Raw genomic sequence first — 23800 nt, 5'->3', positions numbered from 1 at the left:
AAAGAGGGGGGCGAATTATAGCGGAAAATTGCTCAAGGTTTAATCAGTGATTATCAGCCCACCCAGCTACGCACCAATACAATGCAAGCAAAAAACATCACGCACCAATTAAAGGCGCACACCCTTCTCAGATTGCCTTTGACCCCCTGAAAAATCACGTGTTTCGGGGTCGTTACCATTTCGGGGCGCTGGCATGCTAATTGCTCCCTTGTGAGGCAGGTTGCCCTGGCGGAGTATCCCTGCCCCGGCATCAACTGATACTGGGGGTATGCCAACCGCTCCCAGCCTTTCACCTGGAGGACAACATGTCGAAGTCGCTTCAACTGATCAAAGATAACGATGTGAAGTGGATTGATCTGCGCTTCACCGACACCAAGGGCAAGCAGCAACACGTCACCATGCCGGCACGCGATGCGGACGACGATTTCTTCGAGTACGGCAAGATGTTCGATGGCTCCTCCATCGCCGGCTGGAAAGGCATCGAAGCCTCCGACATGATCCTGATGCCCGATGACAGCACCGCCGTGCTCGATCCGTTCACCGAAGAGCCGACCCTGATCCTGGTCTGCGACATCATCGAGCCGAGCACCATGCAAGGCTACGATCGCGACCCGCGCGCCATCGCTCGCCGCGCCGAGGAATACCTCAAATCCACCGGTATCGGCGACAAGGTGTTCGTCGGTCCGGAGCCGGAATTCTTCGTATTCGACGAAGTGAAGTTCAAGTCGGACATCTCCGGCTCGATGTTCAAGATCTTCTCCGAGCAGGCTTCCTGGAACACCGACGGTGATTTCGAAAGCGGCAACAAAGGTCACCGTCCGGGCGTCAAGGGCGGCTACTTCCCGGTACCGCCGGTCGACCACGACCACGAAATCCGTACCGCCATGTGCAACGCACTGGAAGAGATGGGCCTGAAGGTCGAAGTTCACCACCACGAAGTGGCGACTGCCGGCCAGAACGAAATCGGCGTGCTGTTCAACACCCTGGTCGCCAAGGCCGACGAAGTGCAGACCCTGAAGTACTGCGTGCACAACGTCGCCGACGCCTACGGCAAGACCGCTACCTTCATGCCGAAGCCGCTGTACGGCGACAACGGTTCGGGTATGCACGTCCACCTGTCGATCTCCAAAGAAGGCAAGAACACCTTCGCTGGCGAAGGCTATGCTGGCCTGTCCGACACCGCCCTGTTCTTCATCGGCGGCATCATCAAGCACGGCAAGGCACTGAACGGCTTCACCAACCCGTCGACCAACTCCTACAAGCGTCTGGTCCCGGGCTTCGAAGCACCGGTCATGCTGGCCTACTCGGCCCGTAACCGTTCCGCCTCGATCCGCATCCCGTACGTCAACAGCCCGAAAGCCCGCCGCATCGAAGCGCGCTTCCCGGATCCGGCTGCCAACCCGTACCTGGCCTTCGCTGCACTGCTGATGGCCGGTCTGGACGGTATCCAGAACAAGATCCACCCCGGCGATGCCGCCGACAAAAACCTGTACGACCTGCCGCCGGAAGAGGCGAGCCAGATCCCGCAGGTCTGCGGCAGCCTGAAGGAAGCCCTGGAAGAGCTGGACAAGGGCCGCGCGTTCCTGACCAAGGGCGGTGTGTTCTCCGACGACTTCATCGATGCCTACATCGAGCTGAAATCGGAAGAAGAAATCAAGGTGCGCACCTTCGTGCACCCGCTGGAATACGACCTGTACTACAGCGTCTAAGCCAGTAGCGTCAGCGAAAGGCCTCCCTCGGGAGGCCTTTTTCATGGGCGCTCGAAAAGTCTCTGCGCGGCCCGGAGGATGCCGGGGCTTTCGGGCTCATCCGCCTTGCAAGCCGGGCGCGGGGGTGCAAGGCTTAAGGCGTCCACTCACGGAGCCGCACCGATGCGCCTGTTGATTGCCTGCCTTCTCTGCTTGCTGACCCTGCCGGCAACCGCGCAGATCTACAAATACATCGATGCCAACGGCAAGACGGTGTTCACCAACCAACCGCCGGACGGCACCCAGGCGGAAACCATTCAGCTGCCGCCGACCAACACCGTGGATATCCAGACACCCAATCCGCCCCCCAGCCAGGGCTCCGACCAGCAGCAGGCGGATCAGCCGCCGTACGCGGTACTGCAGCTGAACGTGCCCACCACCGAGGCCATCCGCGCCAACAATGGCAGCTTCAGCGTGGATGTGATCCTGCAACCCGAACTGAGTGCGGGTCATACGTTACGCCTGCTGCTGGATGGCAACCCGTATGGCGTGCCCTATTCCTCGCTGCGCCTGCCACTGAGCAACATCGATCGCGGCGAGCACAGCCTGGCCGTCCAGGTCCTCAGCGGCGGCCAGTCGATCCAGCAGAGCGCGCCCATCACCTTCAGCGTGCAACGGGTAAATACCCAGAGCCCGGCGCTACGTCCACCGCCACCACCGAGGCCTAGCAACTAGTGCCGAACGCCCGCCTGCTTTTCGCCCTGCTGCTGGTTGCGCTGCCTGCGGCCGCCGAGGTGTACACCTACGTCGATGCCGCCGGGAACCGCGTGTTCACCGACCAACCACGGGCGGGCGACAACGCCAAGCGCGTCGAGCTGGCGCCGCCCAACGCGATGACCTCGGCGCCGGCGACGATCCACATGCGACCGCCCGCGACTGCGCCGGTGGCCGCGCCGCGCTACGACCTGCTGCGCATTCTGGTTCCCGAACCGGATGCGACCCTTCGCGATGGCGATGGCACGCTGATTGTCACCGTGACCAGCGAGCCGAACCTGCTACCCGGGCACAATTTCCGGCTGTATCTGGATGGCAAGGTGGTCGGCGAACCGACACGCAGTCCCGTGTTCCCACTCGCCACGCAGGACCGCGGGACGCATCAATTGTCGGTGGAAATCGTCAACGCCGCCGGCGTCGTTCTGGAGCGGACGCCGAGCCAGCCCTTCCACGTACAGCGTCCGAGCCTGGCGCAGAAACGCAACGTCAATCCGTGCAAGAAGGACGACTGGGGCGTGCGACCGGAATGCCCGCTGAAAGACAAACCTCCGGAAAAACGCGACATCCCCTTCATCCCGTTCATCTAAGGCAAAGCCGCGCACCAATAAAGAGCGCGACAGTGCACTAATTTTTATACTCTCCCCAAATAAGCCCGCTATCCGGCTGTTTTTTGCGCCGAAAAACAGCTTTCCGGATGATTTCGGCCATAAAAGCGCGTCTTTTCAGGGCTTGGTTTGCTTTTTGCATTTTTCCAGCATCCTTTGAGACCTGCGCACTCATGACCAACGATTCTCCCCTGCACCGGCTGTTGCTCGACAATCTCACCACCGCGACCCTGCTGCTCAACGCCGAACTGCGGCTCGAGTACATGAACCCGGCGGCGGAGATGCTGCTGGCCGTCAGCGGGCAGCGCAGCCACGGGCAGTTCATCAGCGAACTGTTCACCGAGTCGCCCGAGGCGCTGCATTCGCTGCGCCAGGCGGTCGAGCAGGCCCATCCCTTCACCAAGCGCGAAGCCACCCTCACCTCGCTCACCGGCCAGATGCAGACGGTCGACTACGCGGTGACGCCGATCATCACCCGCAACGAGACCCTGCTACTTCTGGAAGTGCACCCGCGCGATCGCCTGCTGCGGATCACCAAGGAAGAGGCGCAGCTGTCCAAGCAGGAAACCACCAAACTGCTGGTGCGCGGCCTCGCCCACGAGATCAAGAACCCGCTGGGCGGCATTCGCGGCGCGGCCCAGTTGCTCGCCCGCGAGCTGCCGGAAGAACACCTCAAGGACTACACCAACGTCATCATCGAGGAGGCCGACCGCCTGCGGAATCTGGTCGACCGCATGCTTGGCTCGAACAAGCTGCCGTCGCTGTCGATGACCAACGTCCACGAAGTACTGGAGCGCGTCAGCAGCCTTGTCGAGGCGGAAAGCCAGGGGCGCATCACCCTGGTTCGCGACTACGACCCGAGCATTCCCGAGGTGCTGATCGACCGCGAGCAGATGATCCAGGCGGTGCTCAACATCGTGCGCAACGCGATGCAGGCGCTGTCGGCGCAGAACGACCTGCACCTGGGACGGATTTCGCTGCGTACCCGCACCCTGCGCCAGTTCACCATCGGCTACATCCGCCATCGCCTGGTGGCGAAGCTGGAAATCATCGACAACGGGCCCGGCATCCCCGCCGACATGCAGGACACCATCTTCTACCCCATGGTCAGTGGCCGCCCGGACGGTACCGGGCTCGGCCTCGCGATCACCCAGAACATCATCAGTCAGCACCAGGGACTGATCGAATGCGAAAGCCATCCCGGCCACACCGTGTTCTCGATCTTCCTGCCGCTGGAACAAGGAGCAGCGTCACATGAGCCGTAGCGAAACCGTCTGGATCGTCGATGACGACCGTTCCATCCGCTGGGTCCTGGAAAAGGCGTTGCAACAGGAGGGGATGAACGTCCAGAGCTTCGACAACGCCGACAGCGTGCTCAATCGGCTGACTCGCCAGCAGCCGGACGTGATCATTTCCGACATCCGCATGCCCGGCTCCAGCGGCCTCGATCTGCTGGCGCAGATACGCGAGCTGTACCCACGCCTGCCGGTGATCATCATGACCGCGCATTCCGACCTGGACAGCGCGGTGGCCTCCTACCAGGGCGGCGCCTTCGAATACCTGCCCAAGCCGTTCGACGTGGACGAGGCGGTTTCGCTGGTCAAGCGCGCCTTCCTTCATGCCCAGGAACAGCAGGGGCTGGAAGCGCCGGCGAGCATCGCCCGGACGCCGGAGATCATCGGCGAGGCGCCGGCGATGCAGGAGGTGTTCCGCGCCATCGGTCGCCTGTCGCATTCCAACATCACCGTACTGATCAACGGCGAGTCCGGCACCGGCAAGGAGCTGGTCGCCCACGCCCTGCACCGCCACAGCCCGCGCGCCGCGGCGCCTTTCATCGCGCTGAACATGGCGGCGATTCCCAAGGACCTGATGGAGTCCGAGCTGTTCGGCCACGAGAAAGGCGCGTTCACCGGCGCGGCCAACCAGCGTCGCGGGCGCTTCGAGCAGGCCGACGGCGGCACGCTGTTCCTCGACGAGATCGGCGACATGCCAGCCGACACCCAGACCCGCCTGCTGCGCGTGCTGGCCGACGGCGAGTTCTACCGGGTCGGCGGTCACACGCCGGTCAAGGTCGACGTGCGGATCATCGCCGCGACCCACCAGAACCTGGAAAACCTGGTGCAGGCGGGGAAATTCCGCGAAGACCTTTTCCACCGCCTCAACGTCATCCGCATCCACATCCCGCGGATGTCCGATCGCCGCGAGGACATTCCCGCGCTGGCCCGCCACTTCCTCGCCCGCGCCGCCCTGGAGCTGGCGGTCGAGCCGAAGCTGCTGAAGCCGGAAACCGAGGATTACCTGCAGAACCTGCACTGGCCGGGCAACGTGCGCCAGCTGGAGAACACCTGCCGCTGGATCACGGTGATGGCGTCGGGTCGCGAAGTGCACATCGACGACCTGCCCCCGGAACTGCTCACCCAGCCGCAGGACGCCGCGCCGGTGACCAACTGGGAGCAGGCCCTGCGCCAGTGGGCCGATCAGGCCCTGGCGCGCGGCCAGTCGAGCCTGCTCGACAGCGCCGTGCCGACCTTCGAGCGGATCATGATCGAGACCGCGCTCAAGCACACCGCCGGCCGCCGCCGCGATGCCGCGGTTCTGCTCGGCTGGGGTCGCAACACCCTGACGCGCAAGATCAAGGAACTGGGCATGAAGATCGACGGCGGCGACGACGACGACAGCGAAGAAAGCTGAGCCGCGTCGCGCTGGAACAAAAGCAGACTTCGGTCTGCTTTTTTATTGCCTCGCGGCTCCTGCCAATCCGCCAGCGGTAACAGGCCGACAGGAAGTGCGCCCTGCTCTGCCCCGGCGGCGCAAACCGGTTACCCGGTCCAACCTGCCGATGACCTTGTCATGCACAACCTGAATGCACGGTGCACAGATGTTGAACACGCACCGTGCCGCGCATTCGCCTCGCAACAACGGCGGAGAAGCGTCCAACCGGCTCAATTTGTACAACCATGCAAGCACAAACAATTGATTTTAAAGGACTTAAAAACGAAGACGTGCAGATTTCGAGCATCCGTACGGAACTGGCACAGCAGATGCAATAAGCCAGATACCACCGTTTTTCGGGGGCCTTGGTACAGGCAGGCCGGGGATTCCCCTCTTTTATTCCGCTCGCAGGCTGATCTCCAGCCGCCATCCTCCCTCCTCTGCCGCGCCCTTCAGGGCGCCGTGCAGAGGCAGGGCAGCGACGAGATTGAGCAACAACCCACGCTCCACACGCACAATCCTCCAGTTCACCGGACGCCCGTCGAGCAGCAACTGGCCGCCCGCCTCCTTGCCCCGGGTCTCGATGAGCATCGCCAGTGTGCCTTCGATACGCTCGACGAAGACCTTCGGCTCGCGGTCGAACCACAGCACCAGCGCACCGGGCAGGACTTCGACCCGCTGCAGGAGCGCGGGCTGGGGCGCATTCAGGCGACCGATCATCATCCCCAGCAGCAGACCGAACAGCGCCAGGGCCAGGAGAAAGCGCGGCCACATGCGCGGTCGCGGGTCATCCTCGAGGGTAGAATGGAGCCCGTCTTCAGGCTCGGAGCCGTGCATGTTTCGCGTGATCCTTTTTCAACCGGAAATTCCACCCAACACCGGCAACATTATCAGGCTATGCGCCAACGCTGGCTGCAGCCTGCACCTGATCGAGCCGCTGGGGTTCGAGCTGGACGACAAGCGCCTGCGCCGCGCCGGCCTCGATTACCACGAGTACGCCACCCTGCAGCGTCATGCCGACCTGCCCAGCTGCCTGGAAAGCCTGGGCCAGCCGCGGGTCTTCGCCTTCACCACCAAGGGCTCGCACCCGCACCACGAGGTCGAGTACCGCGAGGGCGATGCCTTTCTCTTCGGCCCCGAGAGCCGCGGCCTGCCGGAAGACATCCGCAATTCCCTGCCGGTGGAACAGCGCCTGCGCCTGCCGATGCGGCCCGACTGCCGCAGCCTGAACCTCTCCAACACGGTGGCCGTCGCGGTCTACGAAGCCTGGCGTCAGCTCGGTTTCCGCGGCGGCGCCTAGCCTCACCGGGCCGCAGCGGTCGCCCACGCTTGCTCATCCGCCACCCTGAACCATCCTCTGCGGCGCTGCGTCGTAACTCAGAGGCCTGCGCGAACCGCGTCGGCCGCCGAGGAGAACCGCATGCGCAAAGCGCGCTTCAAGCCTTACAAGGGTCCGGCCGGTGGCTGGGGTTCGGCGCAGTCGGTGGGCGAGATACTGCTGCGCGAACGCGCGCCCTTCGCCGCCGGCAAGGCGCTGCTCAAGCAGAACAAGCCGATCGACGGCTTCGCCTGCGTCAGCTGCGCCTGGGCCAAGCCGCACCCGAGCCTGCCGCTGGCCTTCTGCGAGAACGGCGCCAAGGCCACCGCCTGGGAAGGCACTGCCTTGCGCTGCGGGCCGGAGTTCTTTGCCCGGCATACGCTGCGCGAACTGCGCAACTGGAGCGACTACGAACTCGAGCAGCAGGGGCGCCTGACCGAGCCGCTGCGCTGGGACGCCGCCAGCGACCGCTATCTGCCGATCAGCTGGGCGCAGGCCTTCGCCGAGATCGGCGCCGAACTCAAGGGCTACACCGATCCCAATGAGGTGGTGTTCTACGCCTCCGGCCGCGCCTCGCTGGAGGCCTCCTACATGTGGGCACTGTATGCGCGCCTGTATGGCACCAACAACCTGCCGGACAGCTCGAACATGTGCCACGAGAGCACCTCGATCGCGTTGCCGGAGAGCATCGGCGTGCCGGTCGGCACGGTCACGCTGAACGACTTCGCGAAGACCGACGGCCTGCTGTTCTTCGGCCACAACACCGGCAGCAACGCCCCGCGAATGCTCCATGAGCTGGAGGCGGCGCGTAAACGCAATGCACCGATCATCACCTTCAACCCGCTGCGCGAACGCGGGCTGGAGCGCTTCACCAACCCGCAGTCGCCGGTGCAGATGGCCACCGGCGAATCCATCGTGGTCAGCACCCAGTATCACCAACTGGCAATCGGCGGCGACATCGCCTGCATCGCCGGTATCTGCAAGGCACTCTTCGAAATGGACGACGCCGCCCGCGAGCGCGGGGCCGCGCGGGTGCTCGACGTTGCCTTCATCGCGAAGCACACGGCGGGCTTCGAGGCCTTCGAGCGGCGCATCCGCGGCTATGCCTGGCCGTTGCTGGAACGCCGCAGCGGCCTGACCCGCGGCGCCATGGAGGCCGCCGCCACCGTCTACGCGGGCTGCGAACGGGTGATCGCGGTATACGGCATGGGCCTGACCCAGCACCGCCACGGCGTGCTGAACGTGCAGATGCTGGTCAACCTGCTGCTGCTGCGCGGCAACATGGGCAAGGAAGGTGCCGGCATCTGCCCGGTGCGCGGCCATTCCAACGTGCAGGGCCAGCGCAGCGTGGGGATCACCGAGAAGGCCGCCCAGGTGCCAGCGGACAAGCTGCGCGAGCGCTTCGGCTTCGAGCCGCCAAGCGAGGACGGGATGAACACCGTGGAGGCCTGCGAAGCGATAGTCGCGGGCAAGGTGAAGGCCTTCGTCGCCCTCGGCGGCAACTTCATCCGCGCGATTCCCGACAGCGGCCGCCTCGAGCCGGCCTGGTCGTCGCTCAAGCTGAGCGTGCAGATCGCCACCAAGCTCAACCGCAGCCACCTGGTCCACGGCGAGAAGGCCTACCTGCTGCCGTGCCTGGGGCGCACCGAGGTCGACGTCCAGGCCAGCGGCGAGCAACGCCACACCACCGAGGACAGCACCGCCTGCATCCGTGCCTGGCGCGGCGTGGCGGCACCGGCCGGCGAGCACCTGCTGTCCGAGCCAGCGATCATCGCGGCGCTGGCCAAGGCCACCCTGGCGCCGAACCCGGCCGTCGACTGGGATGCCTGGGTGGCCGACTACGGGCTGGTGCGCGAGGCGATTGCCGCGACCTACCCGGAGACCTTCCATGACCTCAACGTCAGGATGATGGAGCCCGGCGGCTTTCACCGTCCGCTCGGCGCCAGCCAGCGCCAGTGGAAGACGAGCAACGGCAAGGCCAACTTCATCGAGCCGCACACCCTGTCGGTGGACGACGATGTCGAGCAGCGCGCGGAGCGCCGCGACGTGCTGAACCTGATGACGATCCGCAGCAACGACCAGTTCAACACCACCGTCTACGGCTATAACGACCGCTTCCGCGGTATCCACGGCACCCGCGCGGTACTGCTGATGCACCGCAACGACATCGCCCGGCTCAACCTGGCCGAAGGCGACAAGGTGCAGGTCAGCACCGCGGTGGACGATGGCGTGCACCGCGAGGTCGGGCCGCTGCGGGTGACGCCGTATGACATTCCCGAAGGCTGCTGCGCCGGCTACTACCCCGAATGCAACGCGCTGATCCCGCTCTGGCACCACGCGGAAAAGGCCAAGGTGCCGGCGGCCAAATCGATTCCCGTCACCTTGCGCCGGGTGATCGCGGTGGGCCAGGACGCCAGCGTACCGGTGGAGCCCGCGCCGCTGCCCGGCTAGTCCGGCGGCCTGCTCAGCCGAAGCAGAGCACGGTCATCAGCAGCCCTCCGCCGGTAAGCATGACGAACAGGCACAGGGCCAGGATGAACGGCCGCACGCCCAGCGCGGCCAGCTTCTCCAGACGCGTCTCGTAGCCCAGCGCGGCCATCGCCATCGCCAGGGCGATCTGGCCGATCAGGATCAGCCCGCGGTGCAGTTCGGCGGGCAGCTGGACGTAGCTGTTGAACAGCACCATCGCCAGGAAGCCGAAGGCGAACCACGGAATCACCAGGCGGCCTTTTCCCTCGATGCCCATCGCCGCCGGATGGCCGCGCCGCAGCCACCACTGGCCGACGATCAGCAGGAAGGGAATCAGCAGCAGCACCCGCAGCAACTTCACGATCACCGCATTCGCCAGCGCATCCGGCCCGACGGCGTCGGCAGCGGCCACCACCTGAGCGACCTCGTGCACGGTGGCGCCGATGTAGATGCCGAAGCGCGCCTCGTCCAGCCCCACCAGCGGGTAGAGCAGCGGATAGACCAGCATCGATAGCGAGCCGAAGAGCACCACGGTGGCCACCGCCATCGAGGTCGCCGCCGGCCGCGAGCGGATCGTCGCCTCGGTGGCCAGCACCGCCGCGGCCCCGCAGATCGCACTGCCGGCGCAGGTCAGCAGGGTGGTTTCCGCGTCCAGCTTCAGCAGCCGGGTGCCGATCAGGTAGCCCAGCGTCAGCACGCAGCCGATCACCAGCACGTCGAGCACCAGCACCCAGGGCCCGAGGGCGAAGATCTGCTGCAGGGTCAACGACAGACCGAACAGCACGATGCCGCCGCGCAGCAGCCAGCGCGTGCAGAAGGACAATCCCGGACGCGCGCCGGGCAACGAACGGATCACGCCGACATTGCCCGCCAGCAGGCCGAGCAACAGCGAGAACACCAACGGGCTGAAGCCGCTGTGGGCGAGCAGCGGCACCTGCGAAAGACCATAGCCGAGCGCCGTCAGTACGCTGCAAAGGAGCAGACCCTGCCACATGAAAACCACCTCCAGGCTTGCGAATGTGGTCAGGCTATGGGCGAATAGGTGCTGCTGCGAAACGGTTATAACGATATGACTGATCGGAAAAAGTGAAATGAACCCGAGCGTCACCTTCCGCCAGCTGCAGGTCTTCGTAGCCGTCGCCAAGGGCACCAGCCTCGGCAACGCCGCGGAAAAACTCAGTCTCTCGCAGTCGGCCACCAGCCAGTCGCTCGCCGACCTCGAGCACCAGCTGGGCGTCATCCTCTTCGATCGCCAGGGGCGTCGCCTGCAGCTCAACGATGTCGGCAGGCGCCTGCTGCCCCAGGCCGAGAGCCTGCTGCACGAGCTCGGCCAGTTCGTCGAATCGGCGCGCGAGCCGCAGGGATCGCTGCAGGGCACCCTCAACATCGCTGCCAGCGCCACCATCGGCAACTACCTGCTGCCCTCGCTCGCCGGGCGCTTCAGCGAGGCGCACCCCGAAGCCAACCTGCAATTGTGCCTGCGCAACACCGGCGAAGTGATCGGCGACATCCTCCGCTTCGAGGCCGACCTCGGCCTGGTGGAAGGCCAGTGCAGCGAGCCGCGGCTGGCCTGGGAAGTCTGGCGCCAGGACGAAATGCTCGTGGTCTGCGCCCCCGCGCATCCCCTGGCCCGCGGCGGACGGCTGAGCGACGAGGACATTCAGAACGAGCCGTGGATTCTGCGCGAGCCCGGCTCCGGCACCCGCAGCATCTTCGAGTCGGCGGTGCTTCACCACACCGAACGGCTACGGGTGCGCATGGAGCTGAGCCAGCACGAGGCGATCAAGCAGGCGGTGCGCGCCGGTTTCGGCCTGAGCTGCATGTCGCGCCTGAGCATCTCCGGCGAGCTGGAGCGCGGCGAACTGGTCGCCCTACAGAACGACCTGCAACTGACCCGCACCTTTTCCCTGGTGTGGCACCCGGAACGCTATCGCAGCGCGCTCTGGCAGGCCTTCAAGGTATTCCTTCACGAAGCGCGCTGAGTGCCTTCACGAGCGCCCGGGCCGAGGCCGGCGCCATTTCCGGCGACCGGGCCGCAGGTTAGGATCGCCGCCAGACACCCTTCACAGGAGCCGCCCCATGTCCGTCTTGCCGCACCGCCCGGTCGATGTCCGCGACCTCGACCTGATCTGCCGGCACCGCCATGCGATGTTCCAGGAGGCCGGCCGTGATGCGGGCACCCTAGAGGTGATGACCGAGCATTTTCGTCCCTGGCTGGCGCCGCGCCTGGCCGACGGACGCTATTTCGGCTTTGTCCTGCTGGACGGCGAAACACCGGTCGCCGGCATCGGCCTGATGGCCATCGACTGGCCGCCGCACCCGTCGCACCCGCGCCACGACCAGCGCGGCTACGTGCTCAACGTCTATGTCGAGCACGGCCATCGGCGGCGCGGACTGGGGCGTCAATTGATGAAACTGGCGGAAGCGGAATTCGCCCGCCGAGACCTGCCGTTCGCCATCCTCCATGCCACCGAAATGGGCAAGCCGATGTACGCCGAACTGGGCTGGAAAGGCACCACGGAGATGGCCAAGGCGCTCTAGGCCGCGCGCACAAAAAAGCCGCCTCTGAAGGCGGCTGATGCGGTTGCTCGAACGCTTGGCGGAAGGCAAAGGCCGACGTTTCGCGGCCCACGCCCCGCGCTCCGTGAGCGGGAGCGCGGAGCACCCGCGACGCGTTCAGCGGCCCTGCTTGGCCTTGAACTCGCGACGACGGCGGTGCAGCACCGGCTCGGTGTAGCCGTTGGGCTGCTTGGTGCCTTCCAGGACCAGCTCCAACGCGGCCTGGAACGCCACGCTGTTGGCGAAGTCCGGTGCCATCGGCCGGTAGGCCGGATCGCCGGCATTCTGCCGATCCACCACCGGTGCCATGCGCTCCAGGCTGGCGCGCACCTGCTCCTCGCTGACCACGCCGTGGCGAAGCCAGTTGGCCATGTGCTGGCTGGAGATGCGCAGGGTGGCGCGGTCTTCCATCAGGCCGATGTCATGGATGTCCGGCACCTTGGAGCAGCCGACGCCCTGCTCGACCCAGCGCACAACGTAGCCGAGGATGCCCTGGGCGTTGTTGTCCAGCTCGCTCTGGATGTCCGCCGCCGACCAGTCGCGGTTCGGCGCCAGCGGGATCGTGAGGATGTCGTCCACCGAGGCCGCCGCGCGCTGCGCCAGTTCGGCCTGCACGGCGAACACGTCGACCTGGTGGTAGTGCAGCGCGTGCAGCGCGGCGGCAGTCGGCGACGGCACCCAGGCGGTGTTGGCGCCGGATTTCGGATGGCCGATCTTCTGTTCCAGCATGGCCGCCATCAGGTCCGGCATCGCCCACATGCCCTTGCCGATCTGCGCGCGCCCGGCGAGGCCGCAGGCCAGGCCGACGTCGACGTTGTTGTTCTCGTAGGCGCCAATCCACTTCTCGCCCTTCATCGCCGCCTTGCGCACCATCGGCCCGGCTTCCATGGAGGTGTGGATTTCGTCGCCGGTGCGGTCGAGGAAGCCGGTGTTGATGAACACCACGCGCTCGCGGGCGGCCTTGATGCAGGCCTTGAGGTTGACCGTGGTGCGGCGCTCCTCGTCCATGATGCCGACCTTGAGGGTGTTGCGCGGCAGGCCGAGGATGTCCTCGACGCGACCGAACAGTTCGTTGGTGAACGCCACTTCCTCGGGACCGTGCATCTTCGGCTTGACGATGTACACCGAGCCGCGGCGGCTGTTGCTGCGGGTGGTGTTGCCGTTGAGGTTGTGGATCGCCGCGAGGCTGGTGAACAGCACGTCGAGGATGCCTTCCGGCGCCTCGTTGCCGGCACCGTCGAGGATCGCGTCGTTGGTCATCAGGTGGCCGACGTTGCGCACGAACAGCAGCGAGCGGCCGTGCAGGGTCAGCGCGCTGCCGTCGGCCGCGGTGTAGTTGCGATCGGCGTACATGACGCGGGTGAAGACCTTGCCGCCCTTGTTGATGCCTTCGGCGAGGTCGCCTCTCATCAGGCCCAGCCAGTTGCGGTAGATCAGCACCTTGTCTTCGGCATCGACCGCGGCGACGGAGTCCTCGCAGTCCATGATGGTGGTCAGCGCGGCCTCCATCAGCACGTCCTTGACCCCGGCGGCGTCGGTCTGGCCGACCGGGCTGGAAGGATCGATCTGGATCTCGAAGTGCAGGCCGTTGTGCTTGAGCAGCACGGCCTTGGGCTGCGCGGCGTCGCCCTGGAAGCCGATGAACTGCGACTCGTCCTGCAGGCCGGTTTCATCGCCGCCCTTGAGGTTGACCACCAGCTTGTCGCCGTAGATCACGTAGGCCGTGGCGTCGACGTGGGAGCCGTTGGCCAGCGGAGCGGCCTGGTCGAGAAAGGCACGGGCGAAGGCGATCACCTTGGCGCCGCGCACTTCGTTGTAGCCCGGGCCCTTGCTGGCGCCACCCTCTTCGCTGATCGCGTCGGTGCCGTAGAGCGCGTCGTACAGCGAGCCCCAGCGAGCGTTGGAAGCGTTCAGGGCGAAGCGCGCGTTCATCACCGGCACCACCAGCTGCGGGCCGGCCATGCGGGCGATCTCGTCGTCGACGTTTTCGGTGGCGATGTGGAAATCCTCCACCGCCGGCAGCAGGTAGCCGATCTCGCCGAGGAAGGCCTTGTAGGCCGCGGCGTCGTGAGCCTGGCCGGCACGCGCCTGGTGCCAGGCATCGATCTGCGCCTGCAGTTCGTCGCGCTTGGCCAGCAGCGCGCGGTTCTTCGGCGCCAGTTCGTCGATGAGCTTTCCGGCGCCGGCCCAGAAGGCGTCGGCGTCGATGCCGGTGCCGGGAATCGCCTCGTCATTGACGAAGTCGAAGAGGATCTTGGCGACCTGCAGGCCGCCGGCTTGAACACGTTCCGTCATCATCTTCCTCTCTCTTTTCGGGGCCAGCACTGCCTGGCTGGACGATCTTGTAGTGCGGATCGGCGGATACTACATGATGCCTGCGGAAAAATCAGGGGGCCGCCGGGAGCCGCCGAAACCGCCCTGGCATCGGCCCGCGCCGGCCTATACTCAGGGCTCGCCCACGGAGACCTGACGCATGCCGGTAAGCCCCGCACACCCTGCCGATCTGGATGATCTGACCCGCCTCTTCGGCGGCTATCTGAAGTTCTATGAGGTGCCACAGGCAGAGGAGCCGATCCGCGCGTTCCTCGCCGCGCGCCTGGAGTGGGGCGACTCGCGGCTGCTGATCGCCCGGGATGACGAGGGCCAGGCGCAGGGCTTCGTCCAGCTCTACCCGCTGTTCGCCTCGCTGGCGCTGCGCCCCTCCTGGCTGCTCAGCGACCTCTACGTCGCCGAGAGCGCCCGCCGCCAGGGCGTCGCCCGCGCGCTGATGGATGCCGCCCGGCAACTCGCGCAACTCGGCGGCGCCTGCGGCATCCAACTGGAGACCGCGAAGACCAACCTCGCCGGCCAGGCGCTCTACGAAAGCCTTGGCTACGTGCGCGACGAGGTCTATCTCACCTATTGGCTGGCCCTGCCCGACGCCTGATCCGCGGCCGCCGCCTTCGACCCAAAGGAACCTCCGCATGGACAATCTGGTAATCACCGTCATCGCCCCGGACCAGCCCGGCCTGGTGGAACGCCTCGCCGCCTGCGTCGCCGAGCATGGTGGCAACTGGCTGGAAAGCCGCATGTCGCGCATGGCCGGGCAGTTCGCCGGGATTCTTCGCGTGTCGGTGCCGGCGGCCGGCCATCGCGGCCTGAGCGACGCCCTGCAGGCACTGCAGACCCATGGCATCCGCGTCCAGCTGGCCGAGGGCGGCGAGCCGCAACGCAGCGGCAAGCCGATCCTTCTCGACCTGGTCGGCAACGACCGGCCGGGCATCGTCCGCGACATCACCCGGCTGCTGGCCGAACACGAGGTCAACCTCGAAAGCCTGATCACCGAAGTGCTGCCGGCGCCGATGAGCAGCGAGCCGCTGTTCCACGCCGAGGCGATGCTGGCGGTGCCGCTGGAGCTGTCCCTCGACCTCTTGCAGGAGCGCCTGGAGACCCTGGCGGACGACCTGATGGTGGAGCTGAACCTGCGGACCGACGTCTGACGTGCGCTCAGCTCGCCGCGCGGGCGCGGCGCAGGCCGCGCCAGATGTCCACGCTGTAAACCAGCAGGCCCAGCCAGATACAGGCGAAGGAAAGCAGGCGCACCGGGTCGAAGTGCTCGCCGTAGACCACCACCGCGAGGAGCAGCACCAGCGTCGGCGAGAGGTATTGCAGGAACGCCAGCGAGGTGAACGGCAGGTGTCGCGTGGCCGAGTTGAAGCAGATCAGCGGGAACAGCGTGATCAGCCCGGCGAGCGCCAGCCAGAACGCATCCGCCGTGGTCCAGAAGCTCGCCTGCGTGCTCACGCCGGACGGGCCGAGGATCAGCCAGAGCAGCGCCAGCGGCAGCAGCATCCAGGTTTCCACCACCAGACCGGGCAACGCCGCCACCGGCGCCTGCTTGCGAATCAGCCCATAGAAACCGAAGGTCAGCGCCAGCACCAGCGATACCCACGGCAGGCTGCCCAGCTGCCAGACCTGCTGCGCCACGCCGAGCGCCGCCAGGCCCAGCGCCACCCATTGCAGCGGGCGCAGGCGCTCGCCGAGCAGCAGCAGGCCGAGCAGCACGTTGACCAGCGGGTTGATGTAGTAGCCCAGGCTGGCTTCGATCATCCGCCCGTTGTTCACCGCCCAGACGTAGACCAGCCAGTTGCAGGCGATCAGCGAGCCGCTGACGGCCAGCACCCCCAGGCGCCGGGGATTCTCGCGCAGCTCGCGCCACCAGCCGGGATGCTTCCAGACCGTCAGCAGCAGCGCGCCGAACAGCGCCGACCAGAGCACCCGGTGGACGATGATCTCGATCGCCGGAATCGCCTGCAGCATCTTGAAGTACAGCGGAAACAGACCCCAGGCGGTGTAGGCGGCGATACCCAGCAGATAACCGCGGCGCGGGTTGGCGGTGGACATGCAGCAGTCCTGAAGGCGGGAGGGCCGATGATTCTAGAGGGCCGACCGGGGTTTGTCTGGTCGATCAGCTTTGCTGCGGTGCGCATGGCGCACCCTACGGCACCGCGCCCGCGTAGGGTGCGCCGCGCGCACCGGAGGATTTCAGAACAGCTTTAGCGGTTCCTCGTCCAGCGCCGAGAGCTGCTCGCGCAGTACCAGCACCTGATCGCCCCAGTAGCGCTCGCTGCCGAACCAGGAAAAGCTCATGGGGAACGCCGGGTCGTCCCAGCGCCGCGCCAGCCAGGCGCTGTAGTGCATCAGCCGGAGCGAACGCAGTCCCTCGATCAGCGGCAATTCGCGCGCGTCGAAGTCGTGGAATTCCTGGTAGCCGTCGATCAGTTCGGCGATCTGCCCGAGGCGCTCGTGGCGGTCGCCGGCGAGCATCATCCACAAATCCTGCACTGCCGGCCCCATGCGGCAGTCGTCGAGATCGACCATGTGGTAGATCTCGTCGCGGCACAGCAGGTTGCCCGGATGGCAGTCGCCGTGCAGGCGGATCGGCGTGAAGCGCACCCGCGCGAACAGCTCGTCGAGGCGCTTGAGCAGGTCGCGCGCCACCGACTCGTAGGCCGGCAGCAGGCTGCGCGGGACGAAGCCGCCTTCGAGGAGGAAATTCAGCGAGTCGTGGCCGAAGTTCTGCACGCCAAGGCTTTCACGGTGCTCGAACGGGCGCATCGCCGACACCCCGTGCAGACGCCCGAGCAGCTGACCGAGGCGATACAGCTGATCCAGGTTGCCCGGCTCCGGCGCGCGCCCGCCACGGCGCGGGAACAGCGCGAAGCGAAAGCCGGCGTGCTCGAACAGGGTCTCGCCGTCGCGCACCAGCGGCGCCACGACCGGTACTTCGCGCTCGGCCAGTTCGAGGGTGAAGGCATGCTCCTCGCGGATCGCCGCCTCGCTCCAGCGCTCGGGCCGGTAGAACTTGGCGATGATCGGCGTCTCGTCCTCGATGCCCACCTGGTAGACGCGGTTCTCGTAGCTGTTGAGCGCCAGCACGCGGGCATCGCTGAGGTAGCCGATGCTTTCGACGGCATCCAGCACGAGGTCGGGACTGAGGGAGACGAACGGGTGGGTCATGGCGATCTCCTGCGGCGGGCCGGCATGGTAGCGCAGGCCTGCCACGGGCAGGGCAACCGATTGCGCCCGCCATTGAGCATAGATCGCGGGGTATGGGTGCAGGCCGCTCAGGCGCCGCCGATCACCCCGCCGTCGTCGCGGCGGATCGCCAGCACCGAGGAGCGCGGCTTGGCGCCGGGCTGCCCGGACGGGAAGGTCGAGCCACCGCTCTCGCCGGGATGCTGGATGCCGATGAACAGCGTGCGGTAGTCCGGGGCGAAGGCCACGCCGGTCACCTCGCAGCCCACCGGGCCGGTCATGAAGCGACGGATCTCGCCGCTGCGGGGGTCGGCGCAGAGCATCTGGTTGTTGCCCATGCCGGCGAAGTCGCCGCGGTTGCTGGTGTCGCCGTCGGTCTGGATCCACAACCGGCCACCGCCGTCGAAGGCCAGGCCGTCCGGGCTGTTGAACATGTTCTGCGCGGTGATGTTCGGCGAGCCGCCCTTGGCGGTGCCGGGATGCGCGGCCGGGTTGCCGGCGACCGCGAACAGGTCCCACTCGAAGCTCGACGCCGCGGCATCGTCGCCGTGCTCGCGCCAGCGCAGGATCTGTCCGTAGACGTTGTTCGCCCGAGGGTTCGGCCCGCCCACCGGCTGACCGTCGCCGCCGCGTTTCACGTTGTTGGTCAAGGTGCAGTAGACCTGGCCGTCCTCGGGGCTGACGACGATCCACTCCGGGCGGTCCATCCGCGTGGCGCCGACCACGCTGGCCGCCAGCCGGGTGTGAATGAGGATTTCCGCCTGGCCGGGGAAGCCGGCGGCGGCATCCAGCCCGCCGCGTCCGTGCACCAGCTCCAGCCACTGGCCGCGACCCTTGGGATGCTGCGGGTCGCCGTCGCCGTCATCGAAGCGCGCGACGTACAGGGTGCCGTGGTCGAGCAGGTCGGGGTTGGGCTGCGTCGGGTCGAAACGGGCGAAGCTGACGAACTTGTAGATGAACTCGCCGCGCTCGTCGTCGCCCATGTAGACCACCACGCGGCCGTCGGCGGCCTGGGTCAGCGCCGCGTTCTCATGCTTGAAGCGGCCCAGCGCGGTGCGTTTGACCGGCTGCGAGCGCGGATCGAAGGGGTCGATCTCCACCACCCAGCCGTGGCGGTTGTACTCGTTGGGCGTCTGGCTCACATCGAAGCGTGATTCGTAGGGATGCCAGTGCACGTCCTTGCTGTCGGCCAGCACGCCGTAGCGCTTCAGCGCGCCTTCCGCCCTGTAGGCCGGGTCGCTGCTGCCGAAGCAGTCGGTGAAGTTCTCCTCGCAGGTCAGGTAGGTGCCCCAGGGCGTCCTGCCCGAGGCGCAGTTCTGGAAGGTGCCGAGCACCTCGCGCCCGCTCGGATCGGCGGCGGTGCGCAGCCATTCATGGCCGGCCGCCGGACCGCTTAAACGGATCGGCGTGTTGCCGTGGATGCGCCGGTTATGGTCGGCTCCTTCACGGGGATGCGGCCGACCTTAATTCGCGCGGATGACAGTCCTGTTTCAGTCGCCGGGGCGGGGCGTGCGCGCCAGGCAGTAGACGTCGACGCGACCCGCGCCGGCCTTGATCAGCAGCCGCGCCAGCGCATCGGCGGTGCTGCCGGTGGTCAGCACGTCGTCCACCAGCGCCAGGTGGCGGCCCTCCACCTCGGCATCGGCCGACAGCGCGAAGGCCCGACGCAGGTTGCGCCGCCGCTCGACGGCGGTCAGCCCCTGCTGCGCCGGCGTATCGAGCACCCGCAGCAGCGCGCCCTCCTCGACCGGCAGCCCGAGGTCGCGGCCCAGCCAGTGGGCGAGCATCGCCGCCTGATTGAAGCCGCGCTCGCGCAGCCGCCGCGTGGCCAGCGGCACCGGCAGCAGGGCGTCCGGCCGCGGCAGGCCCTCGGCGAAGGATTGTTGCAGATGGTGTGACAGCAGGCCGCCGAGCAGACGTCCCATGGGCCAGCGTGACTGATGCTTGAAGCGGGTGATCAAGCTGTCGACCGGAAAGGCGTAGCGCCAGGGCGCTTCGACCCGGCTGAACGCCGGCGGTCGCTTGAGGCAGGCGCCGCAGACCAGCCCTTCGGTGGGCAACGGCAACGCGCAGACTGCGCAATGCCCCTGCAGCCAGGGCAACTCGAGCTCGCAGGCATTGCACAGGGGCAGTCCGTCGCGCTCGGCCGGCTCATCGCAGAGCAAGCATGACTGACCACTATTTAACCACTTGTAAACCCGCCGCAAGGCCCTTGGTTGACAGCGCATCCAGCTTCCCTAATATGCGTGACATCCGTGTCGCGCCTGACTGTAGCAGGCGCCAGCCCCCGATAAGGAACACCCATGAGCGCCACTTTTCCCTTCGCTCCGCGTAACGACTGGTCCCTCGCCGAAGTCCGTGCGCTCTTCGAGCTGCCGTTCAACGACCTGCTGTTCCAGGCGCAAACCGTGCACCGCGCGCATTTCGACGCCAACCGCGTGCAGGTTTCGACGCTGCTCTCGATCAAGACCGGCGCCTGCCCGGAGGACTGCAAGTACTGCCCGCAGTCCGGCCACTACAACACCGGGCTGGACAAGGAAAAGCTGATGGAAGTGCAGAAGGTGCTCGACGCCGCGGCCGAGGCCAAGGCGATTGGCTCGACGCGCTTCTGCATGGGCGCCGCCTGGAAGCATCCGTCGGCCAAGGACATGCCCTACGTGCTGAAGATGGTCGAAGGGGTGAAGGCGCTCGGCATGGAAACCTGCATGACGCTCGGCAAGCTGAGCCGCGAGCAGACCGTCGCGCTGGCCGAGGCCGGCCTCGACTACTACAACCACAACCTGGACACCTCGCCGGAGTTCTACGGCAACATCATCACCACGCGCACCTACGCCGAGCGCCTCGAAACCCTCGCCCACGTGCGCGAGGCGGGGATGAAGATCTGCTCCGGCGGCATCCTCGGCATGGGCGAGTCGGTGGACGACCGCGCCGGCCTGCTGATCCAGCTGGCCAACCTGCCCGAGCAGCCGGAATCGGTGCCGATCAACATGCTGGTCAAGGTCAAGGGCACGCCGCTGGCGGAAGAGAAGGACGTCGACCCGTTCGACTTCATCCGCACCCTGGCGGTGGCGCGGATCATGATGCCGAAATCCCACGTGCGCCTGTCCGCCGGCCGCGAGCAGATGAACGACCAGATGCAGGCGCTGGCGTTCTTCGCCGGGGCCAACTCGATCTTCTACGGCGAGAAGCTGCTGACCACCGCCAACCCGCAGGCCGGCAAGGACATGCAGCTGTTCGCCCGCCTCGGCATCAAGCCTGAAGAGCGCCAGGAACACGCCGACGAAGTTCACCAGGCCGCCATCGAGCAGGCCCTGGTCGAACAGCGCGACTCCAAGCTGTTCTACAACGCCGTCTCGGCCTGAATGCCATTGGCCCCCTCTCCCCTTCATGGGAGAGGGTCGGGGACAGGGCAATCCCGCACCGCGGCCTGACCCTGTCCCCCGCTCCCGCAACCGGATCACCATGACCTTCGATCTCTCCGCACGCCTCGCCGAGCGCCGCGCCGCCCATCTCTATCGCCAACGGCCCTTGCTGGAGAGCCCGCAAGGCCCGCTGGCGCAGGTCGATGGCCGCGAGCTGCTGGCGTTCTGCTCCAACGACTACCTCGGCCTGGCCAATCACCCCGAAGTGATTCGCGCGCTGCAGGACGGCGCCGCGCGCTGGGGCGTCGGCGGCGGCGCCTCCCACCTGGTGATCGGCCACAGCGGCCCGCACCACGAACTGGAGCGGGCCCTCGCCGAATTCACCGGCCGCCCGCGCGCGCTGCTGTTTTCCACCGGCTACATGGCCAACCTGGCCGCCGTCACCGCGCTGGTCGGCCAGGGCGACACGGTGCTGGAAGACCGCATCAACCACGCCTCCCTGCTCGACGCCGGCCTGCTCAGCGGCGCGCGCTTCTCGCGCTACCTGCACAACGACGCCGAGAGCCTGGGCAAGCGCCTGGAGAAGGCCAGCGGCAACACCCTGGTGGTCACCGACGGCGTGTTCAGCATGGACGGCGACCTCGCCGACCTGCCGGCGCTCTGCGCCACCGCCCGCAGCAAGGGCGCCTGGGTGATGGTCGACGACGCCCACGGCTTCGGCCCGCTGGGCGCCGGCGGCGGTGGCATCGTCGAGCATTTCGGCCTGGGCAGCGATGACGTGCAGGTACTGGTCGGCACCCTCGGCAAGGCGTTCGGCACCGCCGGCGCGTTCGTCGCCGGCAGCGAGGAACTGATCGAAACGCTGATCCAGTTCGCCCGCCCCTACATCTACACCACCAGCCAGCCACCGGCCGTGGCCTGCGCGACGCTGAAGAGCCTCGAACTGCTGCGCGGCGAGCGCTGGCGGCGCGAGCACCTGGAACGGCTGATCGCGCAATTTCGCGACGGCGCCGCGCGCATCGGCCTGCAGCTGATGGACAGCCCGACGCCGATCCAGCCGATCCTGATCGGCGACAGCGCGCGCGCCCTGCGCCTGTCCAGCCTGCTGCGCGAGCGCGGCCTGCTGGTCGGCGCGATCCGTCCGCCGACGGTGCCCGCCGGCAGCGCGCGGCTGCGCGTGACCCTCAGCGCCGCCCACAGCGAGGCGCAGGTCGACCGTCTGCTCGACGCCCTCGCCAACGCCTGGCACCAACTGAATACGGAGACCGGCGCCGATGCGTGACCGCCTGATCCTGCTGCCCGGCTGGAGCTTCGGCGCCGCCGCGCTGCAACCGCTGCAGGAAGCCCTCGAACAACGCGCGCCCAACTTGCGCGTGGAGATCGCCGAGCTGCCCGAGAACGCCGCGCCCGGCGCCTGGCTCGACGAGCTCGACGCACGCCTGCCGGCCGAAGCCTGGCTGGCCGGCTGGTCGCTCGGCGGCATGCTCGCCACCCAGCTCGCCGCCCGCCGCGGCGAGGCGTGTCCGGGGCTGATCACCTTCGCCAGCAACGCCTGCTTCGCCAACCGCGAGGACTGGCCCACGGCGATGCCCGCGGAGATTTTCGCCACCTTCCGCCAGGCGTTCGGCCTGGACGCCGAGCAGACCCTGAAGCGCTTCAGCCTGCTCGCCAGCCGCGGCGCCTTCGACCCGCGCACGCTGGCCCGACAACTCCAGGTGACCCAGCCCCGCACGCCCATCGAGGCGCTGGATGCCGGCCTCAGCCTGCTCGCCGAGCTGGACGGACGTGCCGCCCTGCGCGTCTATTCCGGCCCGCAGTTGCACCTGTTCGCCCGCCACGACGCACTGGTGCCGGTGGCCGCCGCCGACGCCCTGCTGGCCTGGCTGCCGGACCTGGAAGTGGAACTGTTCGACGCCAGCCACGGCCTGCCGCTGGAATGCCCGGACCAGGTCGCGCGGGCGCTGCTGGGCTTCATCGGCGACGCCGTAGATGACTGAGCCCGCCGCCTCGACGCGCCCCGACAAGCGAAGTGTCGCCGCCTCGTTCTCCCGCGCCGCGGCCAGCTACGACGGCGTCGCCGGCCTGCAGCGCACGGTGGGCGACGCCCTGCTCGCGCGCCTGCCGGCTGACCTGGCGCCCGCGCGCTGGCTCGACCTGGGCTGCGGCACCGGGCATTTCTCCCGCGTGCTGGCGGCCCGCTTCCCACGCACCGAAGGGCTGGCGCTGGACATCGCCGAGGGCATGCTCCGTCACGCCCGGCCGCTGGGCGGCGCGGCCCACTTCGTCGCCGGCGACGCCGAACACCTGCCGCTGCGCGACGCCAGCGTCGACCTGCTGTTCAGCAGCCTGGCGCTGCAATGGTGCGGCGACTTCGCCGGCGTGCTCGACGGGGCCCGGCGGGTACTACGCCCAGGCGGCTACCTGGCGTTCTCCAGCCTCTGCGTCGGCACCCTGCAGGAACTGCGAGACAGCTGGCAGGCGGTCGACGGCCTGGTCCACGTCAACGCCTTCCGCCGCTTCGAGGATTACCAGCAATTGTGCGCCGACAGCGGCCTGCGCCTGGTCGGCCTGGAGCGATGCGCCGAGGTCCTGCATTTCCCCGACCTGCGCCAGCTGACCCATGAACTCAAGGCGCTCGGCGCGCACAACCTCAACCCCGGCCGCCCTGGCGGGCTGACCGGTCGCGCGCGGGTGCGGGCGCTGGTCGAGGCCTACGAGCGCCAGCGCCAGCCGCTCGGCCTGCCGGCGACCTACCAGGTGGTCTACGGTATCTTGCGCAAGGCTTGAACGAACCTG

General features: G+C 67.2%; 22 protein-coding genes and 1 pseudogene. 15 read left to right on the top strand and 8 right to left on the bottom strand.

The annotated features are described in order from the left end of the window. Positions 1-305 precede the first annotated feature (305 nt). The 3 genes from glnA to BLV15_RS04730 all read left to right on the top strand — a co-directional run bounded on the left by glnA (position 306) and on the right by BLV15_RS04730 (position 3049). Entirely contained in the window at positions 306-1709 is a 1404-nt protein-coding gene (gene glnA, locus BLV15_RS04740) for a glutamate--ammonia ligase (protein WP_090225052.1), read from the top strand. 162 nt (positions 1710-1871) lie between these two features. Next, positions 1872-2423, top strand: a complete 552-nt coding sequence (locus BLV15_RS04735) for a DUF4124 domain-containing protein (protein ID WP_090225050.1) — start codon at positions 1872-1874, stop codon at positions 2421-2423. Beyond that, positions 2423-3049: a DUF4124 domain-containing protein gene (locus BLV15_RS04730; protein WP_090225048.1), complete on the top strand. Its 627-nt coding sequence runs from the start codon at positions 2423-2425 to the stop codon at positions 3047-3049. Before BLV15_RS04735 ends, BLV15_RS04730 begins: the two co-directional genes overlap by 1 nt. A 37-nt stretch (positions 3050-3086) precedes the next feature. Here the strand turns inward: BLV15_RS04730 and BLV15_RS22045 are convergent, their stop codons facing one another. After that, complete coding sequence (locus BLV15_RS22045; protein WP_175534283.1) at positions 3087-3242, bottom strand: hypothetical protein; 156 nt, start codon at positions 3240-3242, stop codon at positions 3087-3089. Between BLV15_RS22045 and glnL the strand changes: the two genes are divergently transcribed. Both glnL and ntrC read left to right on the top strand, forming a co-directional pair. Then, complete coding sequence (gene glnL / locus BLV15_RS04725) at positions 3241-4332, top strand: nitrogen regulation protein NR(II) (protein WP_090225047.1); 1092 nt, start codon at positions 3241-3243, stop codon at positions 4330-4332. The genes BLV15_RS22045 and glnL overlap by 2 nt on opposite strands. Next, the gene (gene ntrC, locus BLV15_RS04720; RefSeq protein ID WP_090225045.1) at positions 4322-5758 is read left to right on the top strand and encodes a nitrogen regulation protein NR(I); all 1437 of its coding nucleotides are present in this window, start codon (positions 4322-4324) and stop codon (positions 5756-5758) included. The genes glnL and ntrC overlap by 11 nt, the downstream gene beginning before the upstream one ends. A 417-nt stretch (positions 5759-6175) precedes the next feature. On the opposite strand, the gene BLV15_RS04715 is transcribed toward ntrC, so the two are convergent. Next, on the bottom strand, positions 6176-6616 hold the full coding sequence (locus BLV15_RS04715; RefSeq protein ID WP_090225043.1) for a hypothetical protein: 441 nt from the start codon (positions 6614-6616) through the stop codon (positions 6176-6178). Here BLV15_RS04715 and trmL point away from each other — a divergent pair. Beyond that, positions 6615-7079 carry a tRNA (uridine(34)/cytosine(34)/5-carboxymethylaminomethyluridine(34)-2'-O)-methyltransferase TrmL gene (gene trmL / locus BLV15_RS04710; protein ID WP_090225041.1) on the top strand — a complete coding sequence of 155 codons (465 nt, stop codon included), beginning with the start codon at positions 6615-6617 and terminating at the stop codon, positions 7077-7079. The genes BLV15_RS04715 and trmL overlap by 2 nt on opposite strands. A 120-nt stretch (positions 7080-7199) precedes the next feature. Continuing rightward, entirely contained in the window at positions 7200-9548 is a 2349-nt protein-coding gene (locus tag BLV15_RS04705) for an FdhF/YdeP family oxidoreductase (RefSeq protein WP_090225040.1), read from the top strand. Between the two features lie 13 nt (positions 9549-9561). Here BLV15_RS04705 and BLV15_RS04700 read toward each other — a convergent pair whose 3' ends face one another. Then, the gene (locus BLV15_RS04700) at positions 9562-10560 is read right to left on the bottom strand and encodes a YeiH family protein (protein ID WP_090225038.1); all 999 of its coding nucleotides are present in this window, start codon (positions 10558-10560) and stop codon (positions 9562-9564) included. Positions 10561-10657: 97 nt separating this feature from the next. On the opposite strand from BLV15_RS04700, the gene BLV15_RS04695 reads away from it, so the two are divergent. Together BLV15_RS04695 and BLV15_RS04690 are read left to right on the top strand one after the other, a co-directional pair. Next, the gene (locus tag BLV15_RS04695) at positions 10658-11548 is read left to right on the top strand and encodes a LysR substrate-binding domain-containing protein (RefSeq protein WP_090225037.1); all 891 of its coding nucleotides are present in this window, start codon (positions 10658-10660) and stop codon (positions 11546-11548) included. Between the two features lie 97 nt (positions 11549-11645). After that, the gene (locus BLV15_RS04690) at positions 11646-12107 is read left to right on the top strand and encodes a GNAT family N-acetyltransferase (protein ID WP_090225035.1); all 462 of its coding nucleotides are present in this window, start codon (positions 11646-11648) and stop codon (positions 12105-12107) included. Positions 12108-12242: 135 nt separating this feature from the next. Here BLV15_RS04690 and BLV15_RS04685 read toward each other — a convergent pair whose 3' ends face one another. Further along, positions 12243-14420 (bottom strand): malate synthase G, encoded by a 2178-nt coding sequence (locus BLV15_RS04685; RefSeq protein WP_090225222.1) that lies wholly within the window; start codon positions 14418-14420, stop codon positions 12243-12245. A gap of 178 nt (positions 14421-14598) precedes the next feature. Here BLV15_RS04685 and BLV15_RS04680 point away from each other — a divergent pair, with 178 nt between their 5' ends. Beyond that, on the top strand, positions 14599-15051 hold the full coding sequence (locus BLV15_RS04680) for a GNAT family N-acetyltransferase (RefSeq protein ID WP_090225033.1): 453 nt from the start codon (positions 14599-14601) through the stop codon (positions 15049-15051). 37 nt (positions 15052-15088) lie between these two features. Continuing rightward, complete coding sequence (locus tag BLV15_RS04675) at positions 15089-15604, top strand: glycine cleavage system transcriptional repressor (RefSeq protein ID WP_090225032.1); 516 nt, start codon at positions 15089-15091, stop codon at positions 15602-15604. Between the two features lie 7 nt (positions 15605-15611). Here the strand turns inward: BLV15_RS04675 and rarD are convergent, their stop codons facing one another. From rarD to BLV15_RS04655, 4 genes and pseudogenes are all read right to left on the bottom strand, one after another. Continuing rightward, a complete protein-coding gene (rarD, locus tag BLV15_RS04670) occupies positions 15612-16508 on the bottom strand; it encodes an EamA family transporter RarD (RefSeq protein ID WP_090225030.1) in 897 nt (298 codons plus the stop codon). Positions 16509-16649: 141 nt separating this feature from the next. Beyond that, positions 16650-17624, bottom strand: coding sequence for a serine/threonine protein kinase (locus BLV15_RS04665; protein ID WP_090225028.1), 975 nt, complete (start codon positions 17622-17624; stop codon positions 16650-16652). 107 nt (positions 17625-17731) lie between these two features. After that, positions 17732-19075: pseudogene (locus tag BLV15_RS04660) on the bottom strand (PhoX family protein); the annotation flags it as partial. A gap of 57 nt (positions 19076-19132) precedes the next feature. Then, positions 19133-19870: a ComFC family protein gene (locus BLV15_RS04655; RefSeq protein WP_175534282.1), complete on the bottom strand. Its 738-nt coding sequence runs from the start codon at positions 19868-19870 to the stop codon at positions 19133-19135. Positions 19871-19945: 75 nt separating this feature from the next. On the opposite strand from BLV15_RS04655, the gene bioB reads away from it, so the two are divergent. From bioB to bioC, 4 genes are all read left to right on the top strand, one after another. Further along, positions 19946-21004, top strand: coding sequence for a biotin synthase BioB (bioB, locus tag BLV15_RS04650; RefSeq protein ID WP_090225023.1), 1059 nt, complete (start codon positions 19946-19948; stop codon positions 21002-21004). A gap of 100 nt (positions 21005-21104) precedes the next feature. Beyond that, positions 21105-22286, top strand: a complete 1182-nt coding sequence (gene bioF / locus BLV15_RS04645) for an 8-amino-7-oxononanoate synthase (RefSeq protein WP_090225022.1) — start codon at positions 21105-21107, stop codon at positions 22284-22286. Next, complete coding sequence (locus BLV15_RS04640; RefSeq protein ID WP_090225020.1) at positions 22279-23001, top strand: alpha/beta fold hydrolase; 723 nt, start codon at positions 22279-22281, stop codon at positions 22999-23001. Before bioF ends, BLV15_RS04640 begins: the two co-directional genes overlap by 8 nt. After that, a complete protein-coding gene (gene bioC / locus BLV15_RS04635) occupies positions 22994-23791 on the top strand; it encodes a malonyl-ACP O-methyltransferase BioC (protein ID WP_090225018.1) in 798 nt (265 codons plus the stop codon). The genes BLV15_RS04640 and bioC overlap by 8 nt, the downstream gene beginning before the upstream one ends. The last annotated feature ends 9 nt before the right edge of the window (positions 23792-23800 follow it).

The sequence above is a fragment of the Pseudomonas kuykendallii genome, assembly GCF_900106975.1.
Taxonomy (GTDB): domain Bacteria; phylum Pseudomonadota; class Gammaproteobacteria; order Pseudomonadales; family Pseudomonadaceae; genus Pseudomonas_O; species Pseudomonas_O kuykendallii.
Note: the sequence above shows the minus strand (reverse complement) of the source record. Positions and strands in the feature narration are given on the sequence as shown.

Excerpts from the sequence above, each read along its gene's own strand:
- ntrC (WP_090225045.1), top strand. The coding sequence starts at position 4,322 with ATGAGCCGTAGCGAAACCGTCTGGATCGTCGATGACGACCGTTCCATC.
- BLV15_RS04695 (WP_090225037.1), top strand. The coding sequence starts at position 10,658 with ATGAACCCGAGCGTCACCTTCCGCCAGCTGCAGGTCTTCGTAGCCGTC.
- BLV15_RS04690 (WP_090225035.1), top strand. The coding sequence starts at position 11,646 with ATGTCCGTCTTGCCGCACCGCCCGGTCGATGTCCGCGACCTCGACCTG.
- BLV15_RS04680 (WP_090225033.1), top strand. The coding sequence starts at position 14,599 with ATGCCGGTAAGCCCCGCACACCCTGCCGATCTGGATGATCTGACCCGC.
- bioB (WP_090225023.1), top strand. The coding sequence starts at position 19,946 with ATGAGCGCCACTTTTCCCTTCGCTCCGCGTAACGACTGGTCCCTCGCC.
- BLV15_RS22045 (WP_175534283.1), bottom strand. The coding sequence starts at position 3,242 with ATGAGTGCGCAGGTCTCAAAGGATGCTGGAAAAATGCAAAAAGCAAAC.
- BLV15_RS04735 (WP_090225050.1), top strand. The coding sequence starts at position 1,872 with ATGCGCCTGTTGATTGCCTGCCTTCTCTGCTTGCTGACCCTGCCGGCA.
- rarD (WP_090225030.1), bottom strand. The coding sequence starts at position 16,508 with ATGTCCACCGCCAACCCGCGCCGCGGTTATCTGCTGGGTATCGCCGCC.
- glnA (WP_090225052.1), top strand. The coding sequence starts at position 306 with ATGTCGAAGTCGCTTCAACTGATCAAAGATAACGATGTGAAGTGGATT.
- BLV15_RS04655 (WP_175534282.1), bottom strand. The coding sequence starts at position 19,870 with ATGCGCTGTCAACCAAGGGCCTTGCGGCGGGTTTACAAGTGGTTAAAT.
- BLV15_RS04700 (WP_090225038.1), bottom strand. The coding sequence starts at position 10,560 with ATGTGGCAGGGTCTGCTCCTTTGCAGCGTACTGACGGCGCTCGGCTAT.
- BLV15_RS04715 (WP_090225043.1), bottom strand. The coding sequence starts at position 6,616 with ATGCACGGCTCCGAGCCTGAAGACGGGCTCCATTCTACCCTCGAGGAT.
- BLV15_RS04675 (WP_090225032.1), top strand. The coding sequence starts at position 15,089 with ATGGACAATCTGGTAATCACCGTCATCGCCCCGGACCAGCCCGGCCTG.
- bioF (WP_090225022.1), top strand. The coding sequence starts at position 21,105 with ATGACCTTCGATCTCTCCGCACGCCTCGCCGAGCGCCGCGCCGCCCAT.
- glnL (WP_090225047.1), top strand. The coding sequence starts at position 3,241 with ATGACCAACGATTCTCCCCTGCACCGGCTGTTGCTCGACAATCTCACC.
- trmL (WP_090225041.1), top strand. The coding sequence starts at position 6,615 with ATGTTTCGCGTGATCCTTTTTCAACCGGAAATTCCACCCAACACCGGC.
- BLV15_RS04640 (WP_090225020.1), top strand. The coding sequence starts at position 22,279 with ATGCGTGACCGCCTGATCCTGCTGCCCGGCTGGAGCTTCGGCGCCGCC.
- BLV15_RS04705 (WP_090225040.1), top strand. The coding sequence starts at position 7,200 with ATGCGCAAAGCGCGCTTCAAGCCTTACAAGGGTCCGGCCGGTGGCTGG.
- BLV15_RS04685 (WP_090225222.1), bottom strand. The coding sequence starts at position 14,420 with ATGACGGAACGTGTTCAAGCCGGCGGCCTGCAGGTCGCCAAGATCCTC.
- bioC (WP_090225018.1), top strand. The coding sequence starts at position 22,994 with ATGACTGAGCCCGCCGCCTCGACGCGCCCCGACAAGCGAAGTGTCGCC.
- BLV15_RS04665 (WP_090225028.1), bottom strand. The coding sequence starts at position 17,624 with ATGACCCACCCGTTCGTCTCCCTCAGTCCCGACCTCGTGCTGGATGCC.